The organism is Mangrovimonas sp. ST2L15 (assembly GCF_001280515.1).
GTDB lineage: Bacteria > Bacteroidota > Bacteroidia > Flavobacteriales > Flavobacteriaceae > Mangrovimonas > Mangrovimonas futianensis.
On the sequence record NZ_LBIQ01000030.1, the window covers coordinates 1,641,449 to 1,662,958 of the forward strand.

The 21,510-nt window shown below is 35.2% G+C and carries 20 protein-coding genes; 9 read left to right on the forward strand and 11 right to left on the reverse strand.

From position 1 onward, the window contains the following. Window positions 1-53: 53 nt before the first annotated feature. Both ZA07_RS11240 and ZA07_RS11245 read right to left on the reverse strand, forming a co-directional pair. Window positions 54-1,940, reverse strand: a complete 1,887-nt coding sequence (locus ZA07_RS11240; protein WP_053971776.1) for an endonuclease — start codon at window positions 1,938-1,940, stop codon at window positions 54-56. Window positions 1,941-1,945: 5 nt separating this feature from the next. Beyond that, a complete protein-coding gene (locus ZA07_RS11245) occupies window positions 1,946-3,160 on the reverse strand; it encodes an RsmB/NOP family class I SAM-dependent RNA methyltransferase (protein ID WP_053971777.1) in 1,215 nt (404 codons plus the stop codon). A 365-nt stretch (window positions 3,161-3,525) separates the two neighbouring features. On the opposite strand from ZA07_RS11245, the gene ZA07_RS11250 reads away from it, so the two are divergent. After that, window positions 3,526-4,575, forward strand: a complete 1,050-nt coding sequence (locus tag ZA07_RS11250) for an oxidoreductase (RefSeq protein ID WP_053971778.1) — start codon at window positions 3,526-3,528, stop codon at window positions 4,573-4,575. A gap of 27 nt (window positions 4,576-4,602) precedes the next feature. Here ZA07_RS11250 and ZA07_RS11255 read toward each other — a convergent pair whose 3' ends face one another. The 7 genes from ZA07_RS11255 to ZA07_RS11285 form a co-directional block, all read right to left on the reverse strand. Then, complete coding sequence (locus ZA07_RS11255; RefSeq protein ID WP_157492123.1) at window positions 4,603-5,040, reverse strand: hypothetical protein; 438 nt, start codon at window positions 5,038-5,040, stop codon at window positions 4,603-4,605. A gap of 1 nt (window position 5,041) precedes the next feature. Continuing rightward, window positions 5,042-5,542, reverse strand: coding sequence for a hypothetical protein (locus tag ZA07_RS11260; protein ID WP_053971780.1), 501 nt, complete (start codon window positions 5,540-5,542; stop codon window positions 5,042-5,044). A 33-nt stretch (window positions 5,543-5,575) separates the two neighbouring features. Continuing rightward, window positions 5,576-6,115, reverse strand: a complete 540-nt coding sequence (locus tag ZA07_RS11265) for an RNA polymerase sigma factor (RefSeq protein ID WP_053971781.1) — start codon at window positions 6,113-6,115, stop codon at window positions 5,576-5,578. Window positions 6,116-6,406: 291 nt separating this feature from the next. Beyond that, window positions 6,407-8,233, reverse strand: a complete 1,827-nt coding sequence (locus ZA07_RS11270; RefSeq protein WP_053971782.1) for an ABC transporter ATP-binding protein — start codon at window positions 8,231-8,233, stop codon at window positions 6,407-6,409. A 4-nt stretch (window positions 8,234-8,237) separates the two neighbouring features. Next, window positions 8,238-9,965, reverse strand: a complete 1,728-nt coding sequence (locus ZA07_RS11275; RefSeq protein WP_053971783.1) for a phospho-sugar mutase — start codon at window positions 9,963-9,965, stop codon at window positions 8,238-8,240. A gap of 68 nt (window positions 9,966-10,033) precedes the next feature. After that, window positions 10,034-10,984 carry a glycosyltransferase family 2 protein gene (locus tag ZA07_RS11280; protein ID WP_053971784.1) on the reverse strand — a complete coding sequence of 317 codons (951 nt, stop codon included), beginning with the start codon at window positions 10,982-10,984 and terminating at the stop codon, window positions 10,034-10,036. Between the two features lie 41 nt (window positions 10,985-11,025). Continuing rightward, window positions 11,026-11,556, reverse strand: a complete 531-nt coding sequence (locus ZA07_RS11285) for a DUF4199 domain-containing protein (RefSeq protein ID WP_053971785.1) — start codon at window positions 11,554-11,556, stop codon at window positions 11,026-11,028. Between the two features lie 159 nt (window positions 11,557-11,715). Here ZA07_RS11285 and ZA07_RS11290 point away from each other — a divergent pair, with 159 nt between their 5' ends. From ZA07_RS11290 to ZA07_RS11300, 3 genes are all read left to right on the forward strand, one after another. After that, window positions 11,716-11,967, forward strand: coding sequence for a type B 50S ribosomal protein L31 (locus ZA07_RS11290; protein WP_053971786.1), 252 nt, complete (start codon window positions 11,716-11,718; stop codon window positions 11,965-11,967). A 77-nt stretch (window positions 11,968-12,044) separates the two neighbouring features. Continuing rightward, entirely contained in the window at window positions 12,045-13,220 is a 1,176-nt protein-coding gene (locus tag ZA07_RS11295) for a GlmU family protein (RefSeq protein ID WP_053971787.1), read from the forward strand. A 163-nt stretch (window positions 13,221-13,383) separates the two neighbouring features. Beyond that, window positions 13,384-14,289, forward strand: a complete 906-nt coding sequence (locus tag ZA07_RS11300; RefSeq protein WP_053971788.1) for a PD40 domain-containing protein — start codon at window positions 13,384-13,386, stop codon at window positions 14,287-14,289. On the opposite strand, the gene ZA07_RS11305 is transcribed toward ZA07_RS11300, so the two are convergent. Further along, a complete protein-coding gene (locus ZA07_RS11305; RefSeq protein ID WP_053971789.1) occupies window positions 14,279-15,916 on the reverse strand; it encodes an ABC transporter substrate-binding protein in 1,638 nt (545 codons plus the stop codon). The two genes, ZA07_RS11300 and ZA07_RS11305, sit on opposite strands and share 11 nt — an antisense overlap. Window positions 15,917-15,991: 75 nt before the next feature. On the opposite strand from ZA07_RS11305, the gene mtaB reads away from it, so the two are divergent. Both mtaB and ZA07_RS11315 read left to right on the forward strand, forming a co-directional pair. Further along, window positions 15,992-17,320 carry a tRNA (N(6)-L-threonylcarbamoyladenosine(37)-C(2))-methylthiotransferase MtaB gene (mtaB, locus tag ZA07_RS11310; protein WP_053971790.1) on the forward strand — a complete coding sequence of 443 codons (1,329 nt, stop codon included), beginning with the start codon at window positions 15,992-15,994 and terminating at the stop codon, window positions 17,318-17,320. 97 nt (window positions 17,321-17,417) lie between these two features. Beyond that, window positions 17,418-17,915: a hypothetical protein gene (locus tag ZA07_RS11315; protein ID WP_053971791.1), complete on the forward strand. Its 498-nt coding sequence runs from the start codon at window positions 17,418-17,420 to the stop codon at window positions 17,913-17,915. Window positions 17,916-17,985: 70 nt separating this feature from the next. Here the strand turns inward: ZA07_RS11315 and ZA07_RS11320 are convergent, their stop codons facing one another. After that, window positions 17,986-18,282 (reverse strand): N-acetyltransferase, encoded by a 297-nt coding sequence (locus tag ZA07_RS11320; protein ID WP_197276725.1) that lies wholly within the window; start codon window positions 18,280-18,282, stop codon window positions 17,986-17,988. 118 nt (window positions 18,283-18,400) lie between these two features. On the opposite strand from ZA07_RS11320, the gene ZA07_RS11325 reads away from it, so the two are divergent. The 3 genes from ZA07_RS11325 to cls are packed head-to-tail and all read left to right on the forward strand — an operon-like array spanning window position 18,401 to window position 21,510. Next, window positions 18,401-19,063, forward strand: coding sequence for a hypothetical protein (locus ZA07_RS11325; protein ID WP_053971792.1), 663 nt, complete (start codon window positions 18,401-18,403; stop codon window positions 19,061-19,063). 53 nt (window positions 19,064-19,116) lie between these two features. Further along, a complete protein-coding gene (locus tag ZA07_RS11330) occupies window positions 19,117-20,040 on the forward strand; it encodes a lytic transglycosylase domain-containing protein (protein WP_053971793.1) in 924 nt (307 codons plus the stop codon). A 9-nt stretch (window positions 20,041-20,049) separates the two neighbouring features. Continuing rightward, a complete protein-coding gene (gene cls, locus ZA07_RS11335) occupies window positions 20,050-21,510 on the forward strand; it encodes a cardiolipin synthase (RefSeq protein ID WP_053971794.1) in 1,461 nt (486 codons plus the stop codon).

Genomic DNA, 21,510 nt, shown 5'->3' on the forward strand with positions numbered 1-21,510 from the left:
AAACAAAAAAGGCTATCAAACAATGATAGCCTTTTTTAATTTATATAAGAGCTTTATTTTTTTACTAATTTTTTGGTAACACTTTGCCCTTCAATGTTGAGTTTTAAAATATAAATACCTTGAGGTAGATTTTGTACCATGATGGTTCCTGTTTTACTAATTCCTTTCAAAACCTGTTTTCCTAGTATGTTATAGATACTATAATCAAAGGTTTTGTTGGTATCGATATTTAGGGTGTTGCCAGAAACCGGATTGGGGTAAATTTTGATGGTTTTGGAAGTAAACTCTGTAGTTCCCAAAGTTTGGGTATGACTTCCTAAATCATCACAAGTATCTTGTGCGTAAGAATCCCATTCATTCAGGTCAAAAGTTGTTGAAGGACCACTTACTGTAGATTTTCTAACCAAAGTGGTGTTTTGTGCAAATGTGGAATCGTCTCCCAACGTACCGATGATATCTATCAGTACATCATTTTTAAACAAACCAATAGCATCATTGCCGTTGAACCCCGTGATTGTGTTATTCAAATCATCATATTCTGAAGAGCATATAGTTGCGCTTCCGTTGGCAATAACATAAACATCTCCTTGGGTTATTTGGGCATTGGCAGGGAAACTATAAGTTGCCGTCCAGCCACTGTTACCATTACTGCTTAATTTCAAGGTGTACATAGAAAGGTCGTCGATAGTGACGCCTGTGAAATTGGCTATTTCAAGGGCTTTATTATTGCCTCCTCCTTCAATATATTCTGAGAAGAATAAATCTTCGTCTCCAGAAGATCCATTATTGGTTGTTGTTTCACAAACTTCATTGCTTCCTACCGATTCATTGCCAGCAGCATCTTTGGCTTTTACCGTAAAGCAATAGGTGGTGTTTGGGCTCAAAGAAGTGGCAGTTGTGCTTGTTGTGGCATTTGAAAAGGCATAGACGCCATCTATGTAAATATCATAAACCGTTACAGCAACATTATCTGTTGACGCGTCCCAGTTTAAATCAACACTGTTGTCAGTAGGATTGCTTGTAGCCAAATTGGATGGGGCAGAAGGAGCTTCTGTATCTGTAGTGTTGCTCCATATTTGAGCTACAAATTCTGGATGATCGATAAATGGATTTCGGTTGTTTTGATAAGTAAAAAGCGCATTATTTCTATCAATCTCTTTTTGGGAAACAGGATCGTTGTTATGCCAATTCAATAAAATGGCTAAAAACGGTTCAGCAAAAACATTGTTGTTGCTTCCATCAAACATATCAAAAGCTCCCCAGGCATCTATTTGATCTTCATATCGTGTGGCAAAGTAGAAATAAATACGGGCTATATCCCCTTTAAATTCATCAATAGGTTCAAAAACAGTTCCAGTATATCCAGCAGAAATACCACTGTTTAGATTTCCTCCCAATTTTGACCCGTTCATGGTCGGATTCGAAATACCACTTTGGGACACCAATTGATTGTCGTCAACTACTCCAAAGGGGTAATTGCTTCTGAAACCGTTAACACGGCCATCCGTAGGTAATAAATTGTGGCCATCGCTATACATGGGCATTGCGTCGTTAAAAACCGATTTGGGGATGACGTGCTCCTTGTTGTAACAATCACCTTCAGAAGAATAATTGCCACACTCATTGGTAACAGGAGTAAAATTGTAGGGATCCATTCCGGAAGGGTTTTCAGAATAGACATCTAAAATGGAATTATCATTTTCATAGCTATCATAAACATCCAGGTCATTGTCAGCAATAAAGGCATCCATGGCGCTGTAGTCTTGGGCATTATGAAGATATTCAGTATCAAGTCCATCATTCGTATTATTTATGATGGCCTTTAATTGTGATTTCAATTCAAATCCGGTTCCTATTGCCGAATCATAATATCCAGCCGGTTCTTGGGAGAAACCAAAAAGAGAGATAAGTAAAAATGTAAAAAGGTAAATATGTTTCATTCAATTTATTTTTTTCTTTCTAATAAAGCCATGTAAAACCCATCATAACCAGATGTGTGGGATAAAATTTTATGGTCTTCAACAAAGGTAAAGTCTTTTCCCAATTCCGATGTTAAGAATCTGTCAACTTGCTCTTGATTTTCAGATGGTAGAATGGAACAGGTAGCATAAACCATTTTGCCACCTTTTTTGACCATTCTGGCATAATTCTGAAGGATATCTTGTTGGGTATTTTTAATGCGATCCAAAAACTCTGGTTCCAATTTCCACTTGGCATCAGGGTTTCTTCTCAAAACACCTAAACCGGAACATGGTGCATCAATCAAAACGCGATCTGCCTTATCATATAATTTTTTAATGGTTTTGGTAGATTCAATGACTCGGGTTTCAATATTATGGGCGCCATTGCGTTTGGCTCGACGTTTAAGTTCAGCCAATTTGTTACCATAAATATCCATTGAAATGATTTGTCCCTTGTTCTCCATTAAGCTGGCTAAATGTAAACTTTTACCTCCAGCTCCTGCACAAGTATCGACAACGCGCATGCCTGGTTGTGCATCCAATAAATCAGCAACTAGTTGTGAGGAAGCATCTTGTACTTCAAACCAACCATTTTTAAAAGCCTCGGTAGCGAAAACATTGGCTCGTTCTTTTAGTTTTAATGCTAAAGGAAAGCCGAAAATAGTTTCAGTTTCTATGCCTTCGGTCTGAAGTTTAAGTTGTAGGTCTTTGATGTTGGTTTTAAGTGTGTTGACTCTTAAAATCACATCAGCCTGTTCGTTTAAAGCAGCCAATTCTTTGTTCCATGAAGCTTCTCCTAATTCTTTTTCACCTAGAGCATCCAACCAATCGGGAATGGATTCCCTGAATTTTCTAATCTTAGAAAGCTCATCAAATTTCCCTTTAATTTTTCGGCTCGGTGTGCCTTCAAAATACTTCCAATCTGGAAGCTTGATACCTCTTAAAGTAGCCCAAACCGCAAACATGCGCCAAAGGTTATCACGATCAAAAGGCTCTTTAACTTCGGCTATTTCAGCGTACAGGCGTTTCCATCTCACTATGTCATAAGTCGTTTCTGCAATAAAAGAGCGATCCCGACTTCCCCAGCGTTTGTCACGCTTTAAAAGTTCTTGTATCACCTTATCGGCATATTCTCCTTCATTAAAAATTTTGGTAAGGCCATCTATAACGGCAAAGCAAAGATTTCGATGTAATCGCATGATAAAAAATTAGGGAGCAAAGGTAATGTTTTTATTGGTTGATATATAATGGAATGCTTATCGAGTTGTATCAAGAAATATTAAGAAAATGCTGAGGATTAAAACAAATAGATGCTCAATTCTTTTTGGGATTAAAAAATAAGGTTTCTCTAGGGTTACGGTATGGCTGCGGTATGGATAATGTATGGAAAATGTTTTTTGGTGATTTGTATCATAACCAGCAAAATTGACGGAAAAAAGGCGATATGTAACAAAATCCATGCTGATGAAGAGAACCGACCCAAGCGAGATTTTTAGTTGTTTTTAAGTTTTTTGGGGTATCTTAGGTTCTCGGAAGTTTTCTATTTTTAGACAAAATTTGGAATATGAAAGTTATTGTGTTTATTGGTATACTGTTTGTTTTTGCTGTTGGTTGTCAAGAAAAAAAGAAACCAATCCAGCCTAGGAGTTTTACAACCGTTGTTGCAGAACCCTTTTTAGAAGATTCCACATTGAGTATTAGAGCCATAGATATTATGGATGTAAATAGTGTTGCGTTTGCAGCGAACAATAATACTTATGGTTTGTACAACATCAGTAAAGATGAAGTATTACGATCTCAGGTAAATCAGGATTCATTATCATTGGAATTCAGAAGTATGGCAAATAATGGTGTTGATGTTTTTATTATGAGTGTGGGAAGTCCGGGATTGCTATTTAAAACGGGAGATGCGGGTAAGATGGAGCTGGTTTATAAAGAAGACGATCCAAAAACCTTTTATGATTCCATGGAGTTCTGGAACACAAATGAAGGGATTGCTATTGGTGATGCCACCGATGATTGTCTAAGTGTGATTATCACTAGAGATGGCGGTAATACTTGGACTAAATTATCTTGTGATCTTTTACCTGCTGGAAAAGCGAACGAAGGTGCCTTTGCCGCCAGTAACACAAACATTGCAATTGTGGGAGACCAAACTTGGGTGGCTACTACCATGGGACGTGTTTATTATTCGCCAGATAAAGGACATACATGGAAGGTTTATGATACTCCTATTGTCAAGAAAAAGGAAACGGAAGGCATTTATTCTATGGATTTTTATGATGCCTTAAACGGTTTAGCCATAGGTGGCGATTATACCCAGCCCGATCAAAATACAGCCAATAAAATCCGGACTAAAGATGGTGGTAAAACATGGGAATTGGTTGGCGCAAATGAAGGCCCAGGTTATAGAAGTTGTGTGCAGTATGTACCTAATAGGGAAGGGAAGGAATTGGTGGCCATAGGTTTTAAGGGTATTGATTTCTCCAATGATGGTGGTAGCAGTTGGAATCACTTAAGCGATGATGGCTTTTATACGATACGTTTTTTAAATGACTCTATAGCCTATGCTGCCGGTAGAGGTAGGATAAGTAAACTGACTTTTAAGGAATAAAAAAAAGCAGCTTTTAAGCTGCTTTTTTTAGTTTTGTCCCTGGTGTCTACGTTTCTTGAATTCGTTGAACATTTTATGTCTAAATTCATCTTCGGCCTTTTTAAGTAATAATATTTTATTGGCCGATAAAACACTCTGCAGGTCGTTTACATAAGTTTCAAGAGCGTCATGTTTCTCTTTTTCTAGGGCAATTATTTCCCTTAGACGTTTTTTAGATTCACTTTCTGATAGAGTCTCTATTCCTTCAAAATTTCGGGAATCAGACATTTTTTTTCTGAGGGTGTTGAACTTTTCTTCAAAGTCATTATAAATAGGCCAAAACTTTTCAGCTTCTGCCTTAGATAAATTTAACTTCTCGGTGAGGAATGCCACCTTAAGGGTTTTAATTTTTTCCCAATCCATTTTTTGCGCTTGAGTGTAAGCGACTGTCATTAGAAAGAAAATAAAAATTATTAGTCGTTTCATGTTATTGTTCTTCTTGAATAAGGTCTTCAATATCTGTTGCATTTAATAAATAATCCTCCAATTGGTCATCATTGACAACTTGCTCTAAAATAGAGGATGAAAGTTCATCATAATCAGATACCATTGTTTCCCATTGTAATTTATCTTCTTGATTTAAGAGATAGGTTTCCAAGGTTAGGGTATCAATATCCCCGAAAGTAACAGCATTTTTTTGAAAAATGGAAAGGTTCATTAAAATCAATACACTGGCAGCAATACTGATAGTACTAATAATAACTTTTCTATTGAAAAGCGAAATAACTTTAGGGGCTTGTTTGTTTTTATGGGTAGGGACTTGAAATTCAAAATGTTCCAAGTAATTTTCAGGGATTTGAAAACCAGAATCTGAAATCTTTGATTTCAGTTTGACCAAGTCCATGACTTGCTCTTCAAGTTCTTCAAAATAATTTTGAGGAACTTTAAAAGGACCATTTTGAGTTTTATGTAATTTATTTAATTCCATACCTTATTTTTGACTTCAAATCTTTTTAAAGGTTTAATCTTGAGTTAAATATTCTTCTATTTTTTTAACGGCTATATGGTAAGAGGCTTTTAATGCGCCCTCACTAGTATCTAAAATTTCGGCCATATCCTTGTACTTAATATCCTGAAAATATTTCATGTTAAAAACCAATTGTTGTTTTTCTGGTAATTTGGCTATGGCTTCCTGCAATTGCAGTTGAATGGCATCTCCTTCAAAATACACATCCGACTTCATATTTTGGATGGCCAGAGCAGTTACTTCTTCATTGCTCATTTGAAGTTTTTTTGCTTTTTGATTGATAAATGTAATCGATTCATTGGTAGCAATACGGTACATCCATGAATAAAGCTTACTATCTCCTTTAAAGTTTTTAATATTTTGATATACTTTGATAAAGGTGTTTTGAAGGACATCATCAGCATCGTCATGTGATTTAACGATATGTCTAATATGCCAGTAGAGACGCTCCTTGTAAAGGGTAACTAATTCCTTAAAGGCAGCATCATTTTGGGATTGCAATGACTTAACTAATTTGATCTCTTCGGTCTCCAAAAAATTCTTTTTAATAAGACCATGGAATGTATCAAAAGTTTAATGAACTAATGCTAAATATTTATTAAAAGTCAATAGGTTGTTAAACAGGTGTTTGCGCGAATAAATACCGATTAAAAGCAAAAAAAATCGATTAAATGTAAATTTGTCTTGGTTATAACGAAATATTGCCTTATGTTTGTTTCACCAACCTACTTAAATGACCGTTAGGCGGCCCCAAGTCTAACTGTTACCATATAAAAAAGGATCAGAATTAACTGATCCTTTTTTTATTTCATTATGAATTTTCTATTAATCAAAGCTTTGCATGTCCACTAATTTCTTGTAAACACCATTTTTAAGCATCAATTCGGAGTGATTCCCTTGTTCTACGATTTGACCTTTTTGCATGACTACAATAGTATCAGCGTTTTGAATGGTTGAAAGCCTATGGGCTATCACAATAGAAGTTCTATTGAGCATCATTTTCTCTAGAGCATCTTGCACCAATCTTTCACTTTCTGTGTCTAATGCAGAAGTAGCTTCGTCCAAAATCATTATCGGAGGATTTTTAAGTACGGCGCGAGCAATACTTAATCGCTGTCTTTGACCACCAGATAATTTAGCTCCAGAATCCCCAATATTGGTGTCGAGTCCCAGAGGAAGATCTTTAACAAATTCCCAGGCATTGGCAATCTTTAAAGCTTCAATGACTTCTTCATCGGTAGCATCTTCCTTGCCTAAAAGGATATTGTTTTTTACAGAGTCGTTGAATAAAATCGAATCCTGTGTAACAAGCCCCATTAATCCTCTTAAAGAATGCTTAGTGATATCTTTAATGTTTTGGTTATCAATTGAAATATTACCTTCCTGAACATCATAAAATCTGGTTACTAAATTGGCGATGGTGCTTTTTCCACTTCCAGATTGACCAACCAAAGCAACACTTTTCCCTTTTTGTACGGTTAAATTAAAATTTTTGAGAACCGCTTCCTTCTCATATTTAAAAGTGATGTTGTTTAAGGATATATTGTCTGTGAATTCTTTCTTAATGGTAGCATTAGGGCTATCCTCCATTGGGTTTTTTGTTTCCAAAATTTCCAAAACCCTTTCGGCCGCGGCATTCCCTCTTTTCACTCCATAACTTGCCTTACTAATGGCTTTAGCGGGTGTAAGTATGTTGTAGGCAAGACCCATAAAGGCAATAAATGTTGAGCCATCCAAAGTTTTGTTGAATACCATATTTCCCCCATACCAAAGTAGCGTAGCAATTGTAACGATACCTAAAAACTCACTAGTAGGTGAAGCTAAATTTTGTCTATGTGCTAACCTGTTGTTATATTTAAAATAGCGGTATGTGGAATCTGTGAATTTTTTAAAGAAATTACTTTCTCCATTGAATCCTTTAATCACTTTGAGGCCTCCTAAAGTTTCATCAATTATAGATAAAAATACACCTTGTTCTTTTTGAACCAAATTGGAGTGTTTTTTCAATTGCTTTCCTATGGCCGAAATAATAATTCCAGAAATAGGAATAAAAATAAATACAAATAGAGAAAGCTTTAGACTTAGCATCATCATGAATCCTATCGTAAAAACAATGGTCATGGGTTCTTTTATGATGAGCTCAAGAACAGCTAAAAGAGAATTTTGTACCTCTCCCACATCATTTGTGATTCTTGCCATGATATCTCCTTTTCTTCGATCTGAAAAGAAGGAAATGGGGAGAGCCATGGTTTTTTCATACATCTCATTTCGAATGTCTTTCAAAACACCGTTTCTAAGATATGTTACAAAATAAAGTCCGAGATAATTAAATAAATTTTTTAAAAGGAATAAGGAAATAACAAGAATTATAACTATTAAAAGTGCTTTGGAATTATCTGAGCCAACCAAATCACTTATTTTATAGTTCATGTAATCCGTGAAATAATCTTTAATATTCCCTATGCCTGTATATACAGGCTTGACATGTTCCTGTTTAGTTACCTCGGGATTGAAAAGAATATCCAGCATGGGGATTAAGGCCACAAAGGACAATCCGCTGAATAAAGCGTAAAAAATATTACATATGATATTTAAAAATGCGTATTTTTTGTAAGGTATCGCAAACCGGAGTATTTTCTTAAGGTAATCCATTCACTTAATTCAGGTTCATATCTTTTAGAATAGCGTCGATTTTCGCTTCCAATTTTTGTTCCGCTTTATCAAAATTTGACACATTGTCCAGTTTTCCGTTGACACTGATATAGAATTTGATCTTTGGTTCTGTCCCACTTGGTCTTAATGCGATTTTACTTCCATCTTCAGTATAATAAATCAATACATTGGATTTTGGAATATCGATAGATGTTTCTTTTCCCGTGGCCATGTCTTTGGAAACCGATAGCTGGTAGTCCTCCACTTTAGTAACAGGGCTGTCATTAACTTCTTTAAGTGGGTTTTCTCGAGCATCTATCATCATTTGTTTGATTTCTTGGGCGCCTTCAATTCCCTTTTTGGTCATGGAAATTAAGCGTTCTTTATAAAATCCGTGATCGACATAAAGGGAAAGTAATTTTTCATAGAATGAACCACCCTCAGCCTTAGCTTGAGTAGCTATTTCACATGCAAGTAGCGTTGAGGTCACAGCGTCTTTATCTCTAACAAAATCACCAACCATAAATCCGAAACTTTCTTCACCACCTCCTACAAAACTTTGGTTTGGGAAATCTTTTATCATTTTGGCAATCCATTTAAAGCCAGTCAATCCTACCTTTAGCTCAACACCATATGCATCTGCGAGTTCTTGCATCATGGGAGTTGAAACAATAGTAGAGCCTATGAATTCTTTGCCAGACAACTTGTCTTGTTCTTTCCATTGGTTTAATAAAAAGTCTGTCATGACAACCATGGTCTGGTTACCATTAAGCAAAACCAATTCATTATTTAAATTTCTCACGGCAACTCCTAAGCGGTCACTGTCTGGATCTGTACCAATAACTATGTCAGCATTGACTTTTTGGGCCAATTCCAAAGCCATTTTTAAGGCAGCAGGCTCCTCGGGGTTCGGCGATGCTACCGTTGGAAAGTCGCCATCAGGGACTTTCTGTTCCTCCACAATATGAACATTTTTATATCCGGCTTGTTTTAAGGTTTCAGGAATGGTTGTGATGGATGTCCCATGCAAGGAAGTGAAAACAATGGTTAAATTGTCTTTAGCCTTTTCTGTTGTGAAATTGGCATTTTCAACAGATGCTTTGATAAAGGCATCGTCCACATCTTTTCCTATATATTGTATTAAATCAGAATTAGATCCAAACCTAATTTCCGAATAATCCAAAGCGTTGATTTCTTCTATAATTTCACCATCTTGGGGAGGGACTAATTGTCCGCCATCTTGCCAATAAACCTTGTAACCATTATATTCTGGCGGGTTGTGGGAAGCTGTAAGCACGATACCACATTGACAGTCTAAATACTTAACTGCAAATGATAGCTCGGGAGTTGGTCTTAAATCCTCAAATAAAAAAACCTTGATTCCATTAGCCGAAAACACGTCAGCTACTACCTTGGCTAATGTTTTGCTATTATGTCTGCAATCATAAGCAATAGCTACTTTGATTCCTCCTTGAGGGAATGATTTATGTAGATAATTACTTAAACCTTGTGTGTTCTTACCCAAGGTATATTTGTTGATTCTGTTAGTTCCTAATCCCATGACACCTCGCATGCCACCTGTACCAAATTCCAAATCTTTATAGAAACTTTCTTCCAGCTCCTTAGGATTTGAAGCCATTAAATCTTTGATTTCTTTTTGGGTTTCCTTGTCAAATGATGGGGTTAACCATGTGTTTATTCTGTCAAGTAATTCAGGTTCAAAGTGTGTCATGATTGATTCAATTTATTTTTGTAAAAATAAGAAATTACCTTGGCTTATGGAGTTATAGGATATAAAACCTAAAGTACATTTAATTTTTCCTTAATGAGGTAGCGTTTTTTATCTGGTCGGTTTCTTAAAATGAGTTCTCCTAAAAACCCGGCAACAAAAAACTGAGTTCCAATGACCATTGTGGCCAGTGCCAAATAGAATTGAGGTCTTTGGGTGATGAGTCTTCCCTGCGGATGAAGAAATAATTTATCAATTCCTAGATACAATGAAAACCCAAATCCTATAGCAAACATCAACACCCCTAAGGCACCAAAAAGATGCATGGGACGTCTACCAAATCGAGATAAAAACCAAATAGTTATTAAATCTAAAAAACCATTTATAAATCGATCCATACCAAATTTGGTCTGACCATATTTTCTAGCTTGATGCTGTACTATCTTTTCGCCGATGTTTGAAAAGCCGGCCGTCTTTGCTAAAACGGGAATGTAGCGGTGCATTTCACCACTTACATCAATGTTTTTTACAACCGTTTTCTTGTAAGCTTTCAATCCGCAGTTAAAATCGTGTAATTTTACTCCTGAAGTTTTTCTGGCTGCCCAATTGAAAAGCTTGGAAGGAAGGTTTTTTGAAATGACGGAATCATATCTTTTTTTCTTCCATCCAGAAACCATATCATAATGTTGGTTTTGAACCATATCATACAACTCAGGTATTTCCTCAGGATTGTCTTGTAAATCAGCATCCATGGTAATGATGACATCGCCTTGTGCTAATTCAAAACCGGCATGTAAAGCTTGGGATTTTCCAAAATTTTTAAGGAATTGAATGCCTTTAACCTGTGGATTATTGTTAGAAAGCTGATTGATTATGTCCCACGATCTATCAGTACTGCCGTCATCAATAAAAAGGATTTCGTATGAAAAGCGATTGGATTGCATAACGCCTGCAATCCAATCATATAATTCATTCAAAGATTCTTCTTCATTTAAAAGAGGTATGACTACCGATATGTTCATTAAATTTCCTTGATTTTGGAATCCGATTCAAAAATAGAAAATTATTCTTCGTTAGGATTGTTTTTTTTGACTATTAAGGCCACTATAACCCCTATAACACCATAGAATAAAATTCTCCATACATAGGCTTGTAATTGTGCAACCAAGGAGAAATTGTCCTTTTTCTCAGCTTCTACCAAGGCTTCTTGAATGACATCTTGTGGAGCTCCAAATCGTTCCATGGTTTGTTTGGTGAGTAGTAATATTTGCTCATTTAAATATTTGGCCGCATCTGGATCAACAAAGGTGAAAATGACGATGCCCACAATTGAGGAAATGGCTGTTCCAATAGCTATGGTTATAAAATAGGAGCTAAAGGCTTCCTTAAAAGTTAGATAGCCACCAGACTTTCTTTTGACTTGAATAGCAGAGAAAGTACTATAGCCTACCGCTAATAAAAAGAGAAGAATACCTAGCCACCATTCTGTAAAAAGATCTAAATTTACAGCGTAAATTAATACGGTTATTACAGACAAAATAAGCCCTAAAACAAGGCCATTATTTATTGAAATAGATTTAAGTGATTTTTCCATTTTATTAGGGATTTAGTTGATTAACGCTAGTTAGTAAACAAAGATAACAAAACGTTACAGAAAAATTTAAAAATAAAATTTGTAAAAATTATTGCAGATAATATAAAAATACTTAAATTTGCACCTCGAATTTTTGAATAGAAACAAAAGCAGTTAGCGATGAAAAAAGATATACATCCAGAAAATTATAGAGTAGTAGCTTTTAAAGACATGTCTAATGAGGACGTTTTCCTTACGAAATCTACGGCTAGAACAAATGAGACTATTGAAGTTGATGGTGTTGAATATCCTTTAGTTAAAATGGAGATTTCTAGAACATCTCATCCTTACTACACTGGTAAATCTAAATTGGTAGATACTGCAGGACGTATCGATAAATTTAAAAACAAATACGCTAAATTTAAGAAGTAATTTAGTCTTACAATATTATCTTAAAAGCCTTTCCATTTGTGAAAGGCTTTTTTTATTTTTACAGAAAGTACTTAGCCATGAACTACATCCTTTTTGACGGGCCGTCACGCAATAAATTATTACCTTTTACTTATACTAGGCCCGTGGCGGATATCCGCGTAGGGATAATGACCATTAGGGAAAAATGGGAGTCTTATTTAGAATGTACTACTACCACGGTTACCGAGGACTACCTTTCAGAAAAATTCCCAATGGTAGAAATGGAAAATAACGTTATGATTAATGCGTCATTTCTTCCAACTCAGGAATTGGTTGAAATGATCAAGAATCTAGAAGAAAACCAAGCGATTTTTAATGATGAAGATGTGATTGCTTTTTTCGCCAAAGAATCACAAGAAGAAATTGATTTTGATACATACGAAGCTTTTGAATATCAGGAGAATGTTGTAAAGATTGAAAATACTTGGGATATCTTTTCAAAAAATGGTTTAGCCATAGTAAATGATTTTGAAATTTTGACTAAGAATAGAAGGTCGCAACCTATTCCTTCTACGGTAAATACTATTGCAGCAGAGAATATTTTTATAGAAGAGGGAGCCAAATTAGAATTTGTGACTTTAAATGCCTCATCAGGGCCTATTTATATAGGAAGAGATTCAGAAATCATGGAAGGCAGCATTATAAGAGGTCCTTTCGCATTATGTACTGGATCTACTGTTAAATTGGGCGCTAAGATTTATGGGCCAACCACTGTTGGGCCTTTCAGTAAAGTAGGCGGAGAGGTGAATAATTCTGTTTTATTTGGATATTCAAATAAGGGGCATGATGGGTTTTTGGGTAATTCAGTACTAGGGGAATGGTGTAATTTGGGTGCGGACACCAACAATTCCAATCTTAAAAACAATTATGCTGAAGTTAGGTTATGGGATTATGAAACTGAAAGATTTGCCAAAACAGGACTTCAATTTTGTGGTTTAATGATGGGGGATCATAGCAAATGTGGTATTAATACCATGTTTAATACCGGAACCGTTGTGGGTGTGAGCTCCAATATATTCGGAAGTGGTTTTCCAAGGAATTTTGTTCCTAGTTTTTCATGGGGAGGGAGTAATGGATTTACTTCCTATATGACATCAAAAGCCTTTGAAGTGGCCAAAGTGGTTATGGCAAGAAGGGATGTTGAGTTTACTGATCAAGATGCCGATATTCTTACTCATGTTTTTGAAGAATCTAAAAAGTATCGCAGGGATTAAGTGTTAACATAAATGTTAAAATTCTTATTTTGAACGATGAAAGTTTCTATTTTGTAGATGAATTACAATAAATAGAAATCCCTAAAAGCTATTTTTAAAAAATTCCAGAAGTTTAATCAATCCATTTACTTAACATGGTATGCTTTTTGAAACCTCTTAACCTATGAAAAACTACATTTCTTTTTTAACACTGTTTCTATTTGTATTTTCTTATGCACAAAAGGAAACTTATCATATTAAAAACATTAAACTCAATGATGAAAAAAGCCATTATGGAGTAAGTTATTTTAAAGATGGCAAAGTCTTTTTTACTTCCTTTCTTTTAGATGACAAAAACAAAATACGGCTAACCAAGGAGAAGATACCGGTGTTTTCACTTTTTTCTGGAGATATGGATGCAGAAGGAGAGATATCCAACGTAGAACCTTTTAAGTCTTCTGAAATCTATGAGTTTAATTGCTCAAGCGCTTCTTTTAGTCCTGATAAAAAATATATTTATATCACTACCAATTATGTCAATAAGGGGGATGATTATAAAAAAAATAATAAAATTAGAAATTTGCGTTTAGAGCGTGGAGAGTATGTGCCTGGTCGCGGTTGGGTTAATTTTAAAACCTTGCCTTTTTGTGATGACGGATATTCCTATGGTCATCCGGCTGTAAGTCCCGATGGGGCTTATTTGTACTTCACTGCAAATATACCTGAGGCACGTGGTCCTACAGATGTGTTCCGTGTGAGAATCCTAGGCGGAAATGAATATTCTGAAATAGAAAATATTGGCAGGGAGATAAACTCCAATAGAAAGGATATGTTTCCCTTTGTTAGCAAAGACAACATTTTATACTTTTCCTCAGATAGAGCTGGAGGATACAAAGGTTTAGATGTATATTATTGCCAAATTTTAGAGGATGGCACTTTTTCAAAGCCCAAATTAATGCCTAAGCCCATTAACAGTGCGGAAGATGATTTTGGGTTTATGCTTTTGGATGATGAAAAATCTGGTTATTTCTCATCTACTAGGTATGGTGGACAGGGAGAAGATGACATCTACTATTTTACTAAGGATTAACATCTTTTTTAACGGACTTTAAGGTTAATAGATTAATGGGGTTTATTCCTAAGCCATGAATTCCCTTTCTTGAAAAGCGAACTACTTCGTCATAGAAGAGGACAACAACAGGAATATGTTCCATAACGATTTGATCCATTTCAGAATATAATTGTTGTCTTTTCAAAGGGTCGGACTCTAAATATGCTGCTTCAAATAGGTTATCAAATTCCGTATTTGTATAATGTGCATAGTTGGGACCATTCGGGGCAAAGTTAGGGCTGTAAAATAGAGATAGATAATTTTCAGCATCAGGATAATCGGCGACCCAACTTGCTCTAAAAAAGTCCAATTTACCATTGGCTTTTGAATCCTTGAGGGTAGAAGGAGGAACTACATCAATAACTATATTCAATCCTGCCTTTTGCACCTCTCTTTGGATATACTCACAGAAACTTAAGTAATTACTTGTCGTGGTTAAGGTAATAGACGGATTTGAAATTCCAGAATGTAATTTAAATTGATCAATAAAGTCTTTAGCCTTTTTGGGATTGTATTCAAAACCAATTTGGTTATTGTAACCGGGTAGACCTCTGGGGATAAAACCTCCATCTGCTGGAATTCCTATGCCATTTCTAAGATAAGTGATCATTTTTTCTCTGTCAAACCCATAATTAATAGCTTTTCGCAACAATTCTGATTGAATTTCAGGAATGTCTGAATCCATGTAGAAAGCGAGATATTCTGTATTTAAATAGGGGCCTTTAATCATGTTTACCCTGTCTTGATATGACCTTCTTAGCTTTCCTTCAGTCGTTAAAATCTCATCCTTGTAAGATGCGTCTAAACCAGAAATATAGTCTAGGTTACCTTGTGCAAATTGCAAAAATTCACTTTGTTTATCGGGTAAGAAGGTGATTGCAACGGCTTCTAAATATGGAAGAGACCTGCCTCTTGAATCTTTTTCAAAGTAATGAGGGTTTTTCCTAAATACTAATTTTATATTCTCTTCCCATCTCTTAAATTTAAATGGACCTGTTCCGATTGGATGAGATCTAAATTCAGAACCATAATGTTCTACGATTTCTCTGGGGACGACACTACAATATTTCATGGTTAACAAGCCAAGAAATGCAGGAAACGGTTGGTTCAGTTTAATGTGTAAGGTAGAATCATTTAAAGCTTCAAAATAATCTACCTTATTCAAGACCCAACTGCCTGGAGAGGCTAGTTTCTTGTCTAAAAGCCTATTGAAACTATAAACAAAATCTTGAGCCTGTACTTGCCTTGTAGAATCTGTACCAAACAAATCGCTTTTGTGGAAATAAACGTCTTTTCTTAAATGAAATTGGTAACTTTTTCCACTATCGGTAACGGTCCAATTTTTGGCTATACAGGGTAGCACTTGTAAACTGTCATTCATTTGTACCAGACCATTAAAGAGTTGGTTCGTGGCCCATATATCAGCCAAATCTTTCGAGAATGCAGGATCTAGGGAGCTGATATTTTTATGTTCATTATATCTAAAAACATCAGAATCCTGGTATGTGTTTTTTTTGCTTTCACAGGAAAGAATGAATAACCAAACGCAACCGACTGATAGATAGAAAACTAAGTTTGTTAAGTTTATTGAAAGGGGTTTTACCATTCTTTATTTTAGTTGTAAATTTGCAGCCATCAAAAATGTAAAGATAAATTTTATTGACCCCATAACAAAAGGGAAATGGAGCAAAAGAAAGTCGCATTTTATACATTGGGTTGTAAGCTGAATTTTTCAGAAACCTCTACTATCGCCAGAAACTTTACTAATGAAGGGTTTGAGCGTGTAGATTTTTCTGAGAAAGCAGATATATATGTTATTAATACCTGCTCTGTTACCGAGAATGCAGATAAACGATTCAAAACGATCGTGAAACAAGCGCAAAAGGCAAATCCCGATGCTTTTGTTGCTGCAGTAGGTTGTTATGCTCAATTAAAACCGCAGGAATTAGCAGATGTGGATGGGGTTGATTTGGTTTTGGGGGCTACCGAGAAATTTAAAATTACGGACTATTTGAATGACCTTTCCAAAAATGATATGGGTGAAGTTCATTCTTGTGAAATTGAGGAAGCCGATTTTTATGTAGGTAGTTATTCCATAGGAGATAGAACAAGAGCTTTTTTAAAGGTTCAAGACGGATGTGATTACAAATGCACCTATTGCACCATTCCATTGGCCAGAGGGATTTCTAGAAGTGACACCATGGACAATGTATTGAAAAATGCTAAAGAGATTTCTGAAAAAGGGATTAAAGAAATTGTCTTGACTGGTGTGAACATTGGAGATTATGGAAAAGGCGAATTTGGAAATAAACGTCATGAGCATACATTTCTAGATTTAGTAACCCAACTGGATCAGGTTGAGGGAATAGAAAGATTGCGTATATCTTCCATTGAACCAAATCTTTTAAAAAATGAAACCATTGACCTTGTTTCTCGATCAAGAGCCTTTGTGCCTCATTTTCATATTCCTTTGCAAAGTGGTAGCAACGATATATTGAAAAAAATGAAGCGCAGGTATTTGCGTGAGCTTTATGTAGATAGAGTAGCTAAGGTAAGAGAAGTAATGCCACACGCATGTATTGGGGTGGATGTTATAGTTGGGTTCCCTGGGGAAACGGATGAACACTTTTTAGAAACCTACCATTTCCTAAACGAATTGGATATCTCTTACTTACATGTTTTTACCTATTCGGAGCGGGATAATACAGAGGCCGCAGAAATGATGGGTGTGGTGCCCAAAAAGGTCAGAAATAAACGAAGTAAAATGCTTCGGGGTCTATCCGTTAAAAAGAGAAGAGCTTTTTATGAAAGTCAATTGGGAACGCAGCGAACAGTTTTGTTTGAAGGCGAGAATAAAGAAGGTTATATTCATGGCTTTACTGAAAATTACGTTAAGGTAAAGGCGCCCTGGAACCCAGAATTAGTCAATACATTACATCCGGTGTCACTTACCGAAATTGATGAAGACGGATTGGTAAGGTTTGATTTTGTGAAAGTTGCGGTGTCTTAAGAACGTAATTTCACAGATAATCTAAGAAATTATCCGTTTATCTAATTTTAAAATTGAAAGAGTTTAATTACACTACTTTGGCGGAAATTTCGCCCCAATGAAACACTTTATTGTACTTTTTTTAAGCACATTCCTGGTTTTTAATTGTTCAGAGGATCAATCTTCGGAAGAAGAGAAGGTTAGCTATGTATGGAAATTAACAGAATGGAGTTTAAAGGAGTCTATAGATTTAAACAATGATGGAGAGGCGACAAGCAGCTTTGTTCCAGGTTGTTTAAATGGTTCAAGGATATATTTTTCAGATTCTGAAAACGCTTCGGTTTTTATTTCATCAGATGTTACTTTTTATCAAGATCACGAAAGTCTTGATTATGCCATGTCATGCTCTACCTCTTCAGATAGACCTGTTGTGGAAATTACATATAGTAAAAATGGAGATGAAATAATATTGAATACACCTGATGGTATTTTTAATGGCTATTTTGAAGGCAATGATTTATTGGTAGAGATTCCAGAAGGCTTTGAAGTTTTGGATAATGTTACTTTTGAAACTGTTTTGACAATGGATTTAACATTGAAATTTTCCAAAGAGTAATAAATATAAGTTTTGAATATAAAAAAAGGCCAAGATTAATTCTTGGCCTTTTCATTTTCTATTGACAGCCTTATATTCGCACACCAACGGGTAGCATACTTTTATACTGTCTATTTCTTCTTATAAATTTGGCTATCTCGGGACTTGTTGGAACCACACTTAAGTTTCTTTCTTCTATGTCCTGTAGTACTACTTTAATAAAGTCATTCTGAAATTCATCAGATTCTATATCACTTGGAATTATCAATTTCGTTAAAAAGATTTTCCTTTCCTGTAGAGAATATTCAATTTTCGCTAAGCTATTATCGACTTTTAGCTCATATTGGCGCAAAAAGTCATTATCAATTAGTTCTGCTGCATCAATCATAATCATTAAGTTTTATTCAATGGAATTTGTAAGAAGTGAACACTATTTTCAATAGTTTTGTAACGCAAAGGTACGAAAAAATATTGTTAATAAGAAAAGTGTAAGTGGTTAAAGCCTTATGGATCAAGAGCTAATTCATGTTTATTTTATGCCCGGAATGGCTGCGAAATCTACTATTTTCGAAAAAATAGAACTCCCTAAAGACCAATTTGAAATGCACTTTTTAGAATGGATCATTCCCTTAAAAAATGAATCCATTCAAAGTTATGCCAAGAGATTGTGTGAAAATATTGAACATGAAAATATTGTTTTGGTGGGTGTTTCCTTTGGTGGGATTATGGTTCAGGAAATGTCAAAAATCATAAAAACCAGAAAGATTATTGTCGTTTCAAGTGTCAAGACTAAATATGAATTACCAAGACGTATGAGAGCAATGAGAACACTTAAGGCGTATTGTTTAATTCCCAAAGAATTTCAAGCAAATGTGGATAGGTTGGCCAAATTTGCTTTTGGTAAAACTGCTACCGAACGTATTGATTTATATAGGAAATTTCTATATATAAATGATCCGTCCTATTTAAAATGGGCTATTAAACAAGTGGTTTGTTGGAATCAAAATAAACCACTGCCCAATACCATTCACATTCATGGTGATAAGGATTTGGTATTTCCTAAACGATATATTAAGGATTGCGAATGTGTAAAGGGAGGTACGCACATCATGGTTGTCAACAGGTTTAAATGGTTTAATGAGCATTTGCCAAGCCTTATTTTAAGTTAAAGTCCCTCAAAACATTATACTTTTTTTATACTTTTATAAAAAACTGAATTAGCATGAAATGGATTAAGAATTTGTTAGCTTTTGTTGGCTTATTCGCAGTTGTGAGCTTATTTGTTTACGCAATGCAAGATGCTCCAACCGACGAGAATTTTGAGAAGAAATTGGTGAATGATTATAATGTGTATGCCCTTCAAATTCCCGATGATTTGGATTTCGCCAAAGAAGCGATGCCCTTAGAGAATCCAGATATTTATGAAAGGATGGATCGTGAGCTTTTAGTCAATACCTATTGGCAATCGAATGGCTTACTGATGTTTAAAAGGGCTAGAAAATACTTCCCTGTTATCGAACCTATTTTGGAAAAGCACGGAATTCCAGAAGATTTTAAATATCTAGCGGTCATTGAAAGTGGTTTAACCAATGCTGTTTCTCCTGCTGGTGCGCGAGGATTTTGGCAAATTATGAGAGATACAGGTAGAGAATTGGGGCTTGAGATAAATGATAATGTGGATGAGCGTTATAACCTAGAGTTAGCAACAGAGGCAGCTTGTCAATACCTCAAAAATTCTAAAGAAAGATTAGGAAGTTGGACTTTGGCAGCTGCGGCATACAATGCTGGGGAAGCTGGTATTAAGAAGGAGTTGGAAAGACAAAATGTAAAAGATTACTATGATTTATTACTTGGAGAGGAAACAGGAAGATATGTTTTTAGAATCGTTGCTTTAAAAGAAATACTAAACCATCCAGATAAGTATGGTTTTAATTTTAGGGAGAAAGATTTGTATAAACCAATACCTACCTATAAGGTGGAGGTAGATACTGCTGTAACTGATTTTACCAAATTTGCAGACGATTATGATATCAATTATAAAATACTTAAAATCCACAATCCTTGGTTAAGGGAAAAGCACCTTAATAATAAGTCGAATAAACAGTATTTCATTGAGATTCCGAAAACAGGATCTTATGTGAACTAAATCCCATATATGATAGAATATTTTAAGGAGAATCCCTGGCGCATTTTAATACTAATAAACTATATATTAGCTATTTCAGCAGCATTTTTTATTATTCTTAAAAACATTAATCCAACCAAAACATTATCTTATGTTTTGGTTTTGGTTTTTTTTCCCTTTTTTGGATTGTTGGTGTATTATTTCTTTGGTCAAGAATACCGGAAAAGTAAAATTTTCAATCGTAAACACATTCTCAATCAAAGTATAGTTAGAAGAATTCAAGATGAGTTAAAATTAAATAATCGTGAAAAGCGTGAATTGAAGGCAATCTTGGAGGATAAGGTTCGATTAGTAAAGTTGATGTACAAAAATGAACATTCTCCTTTAACCTTGGAGAATAAGGTTCAATTATTAATTAACGGAGAGGCAAAATTTGAATCTGTTTTAAACGATTTAAACGAAGCAAAGGATCATATACATTTAGAGTACTATATCTTTCATGATGATGAGGCAGGAAACCCTATAATAGATATTTTGTGTGAAAAGGCAAAACAAGGTGTTGAGGTTAGAGTAAGTGTTGATGATGTTGGAAGTAAGTTTAGCAGAAATACAAAAAGGAGATTCAAGGAGTCTGGGGTTCAAGTCAATTATTTTATGCCTGTTTTTTTTCCATCTTTTACTGGCAAAATGAATTACAGGAACCATAGGAAGATTATAATTGTTGATGGAAAAATAGGGTATTTGGGAGGAATCAATATTTCAAAGGAATATTTAAATCCAGAGAACAAAACTACCCCATTTTGGAGAGATAGTCACTTGAGAATTGAAGGAGAGGCTGTAAAGCCATTACAAATTCAATTTTTTATGACCTGGAATTTTGTTTCTTCAGAAAAGGTGAAGTTAGCCGATCGATATTTTCCAGAAATTTTGGAAGATTATGATGATGTTCCCGTACAAATTGCTGGAAGTGGCCCGGATACAGATTGGGCCAATATTATGGAAGTAATTTTCATGGCAATTGTTTCTGCAAGCAAATATGTTTATATCACGACACCTTATTTCATTCCCAATGATGAAATAATTAAAGCTATTCAAATTGCCTCTAAAAGTGGTGTAAAGGTAAAACTGTTGATTCCCAAAAATTCAGATTCTTGGACTGCCAAATATGCCTCCAATTCTTATCTGGAGCCACTTTTGGAATCAGGAGTTGAGGTTTATAGATACTGTAAAGGGATCATTCATGCTAAGACTATTGTGGTTGACGATATCTTTTGCAGTGTTGGGACAGCCAACATGGACTATAGGAGCTTCAACATTAATTTTGAGATTAATGCTTTAATATATCATGAAGAACAGACCATAACCTTAAAAAATCAATTTATGGAAGATTTAAAAGATTGTGAACCGGTTGACTACGAAAGGTGGTTGGAGAGACCTAAAATAAACAAACTGAAAGAATCTTTCTGTCGCCTTTTGGCACCTTTACTTTAA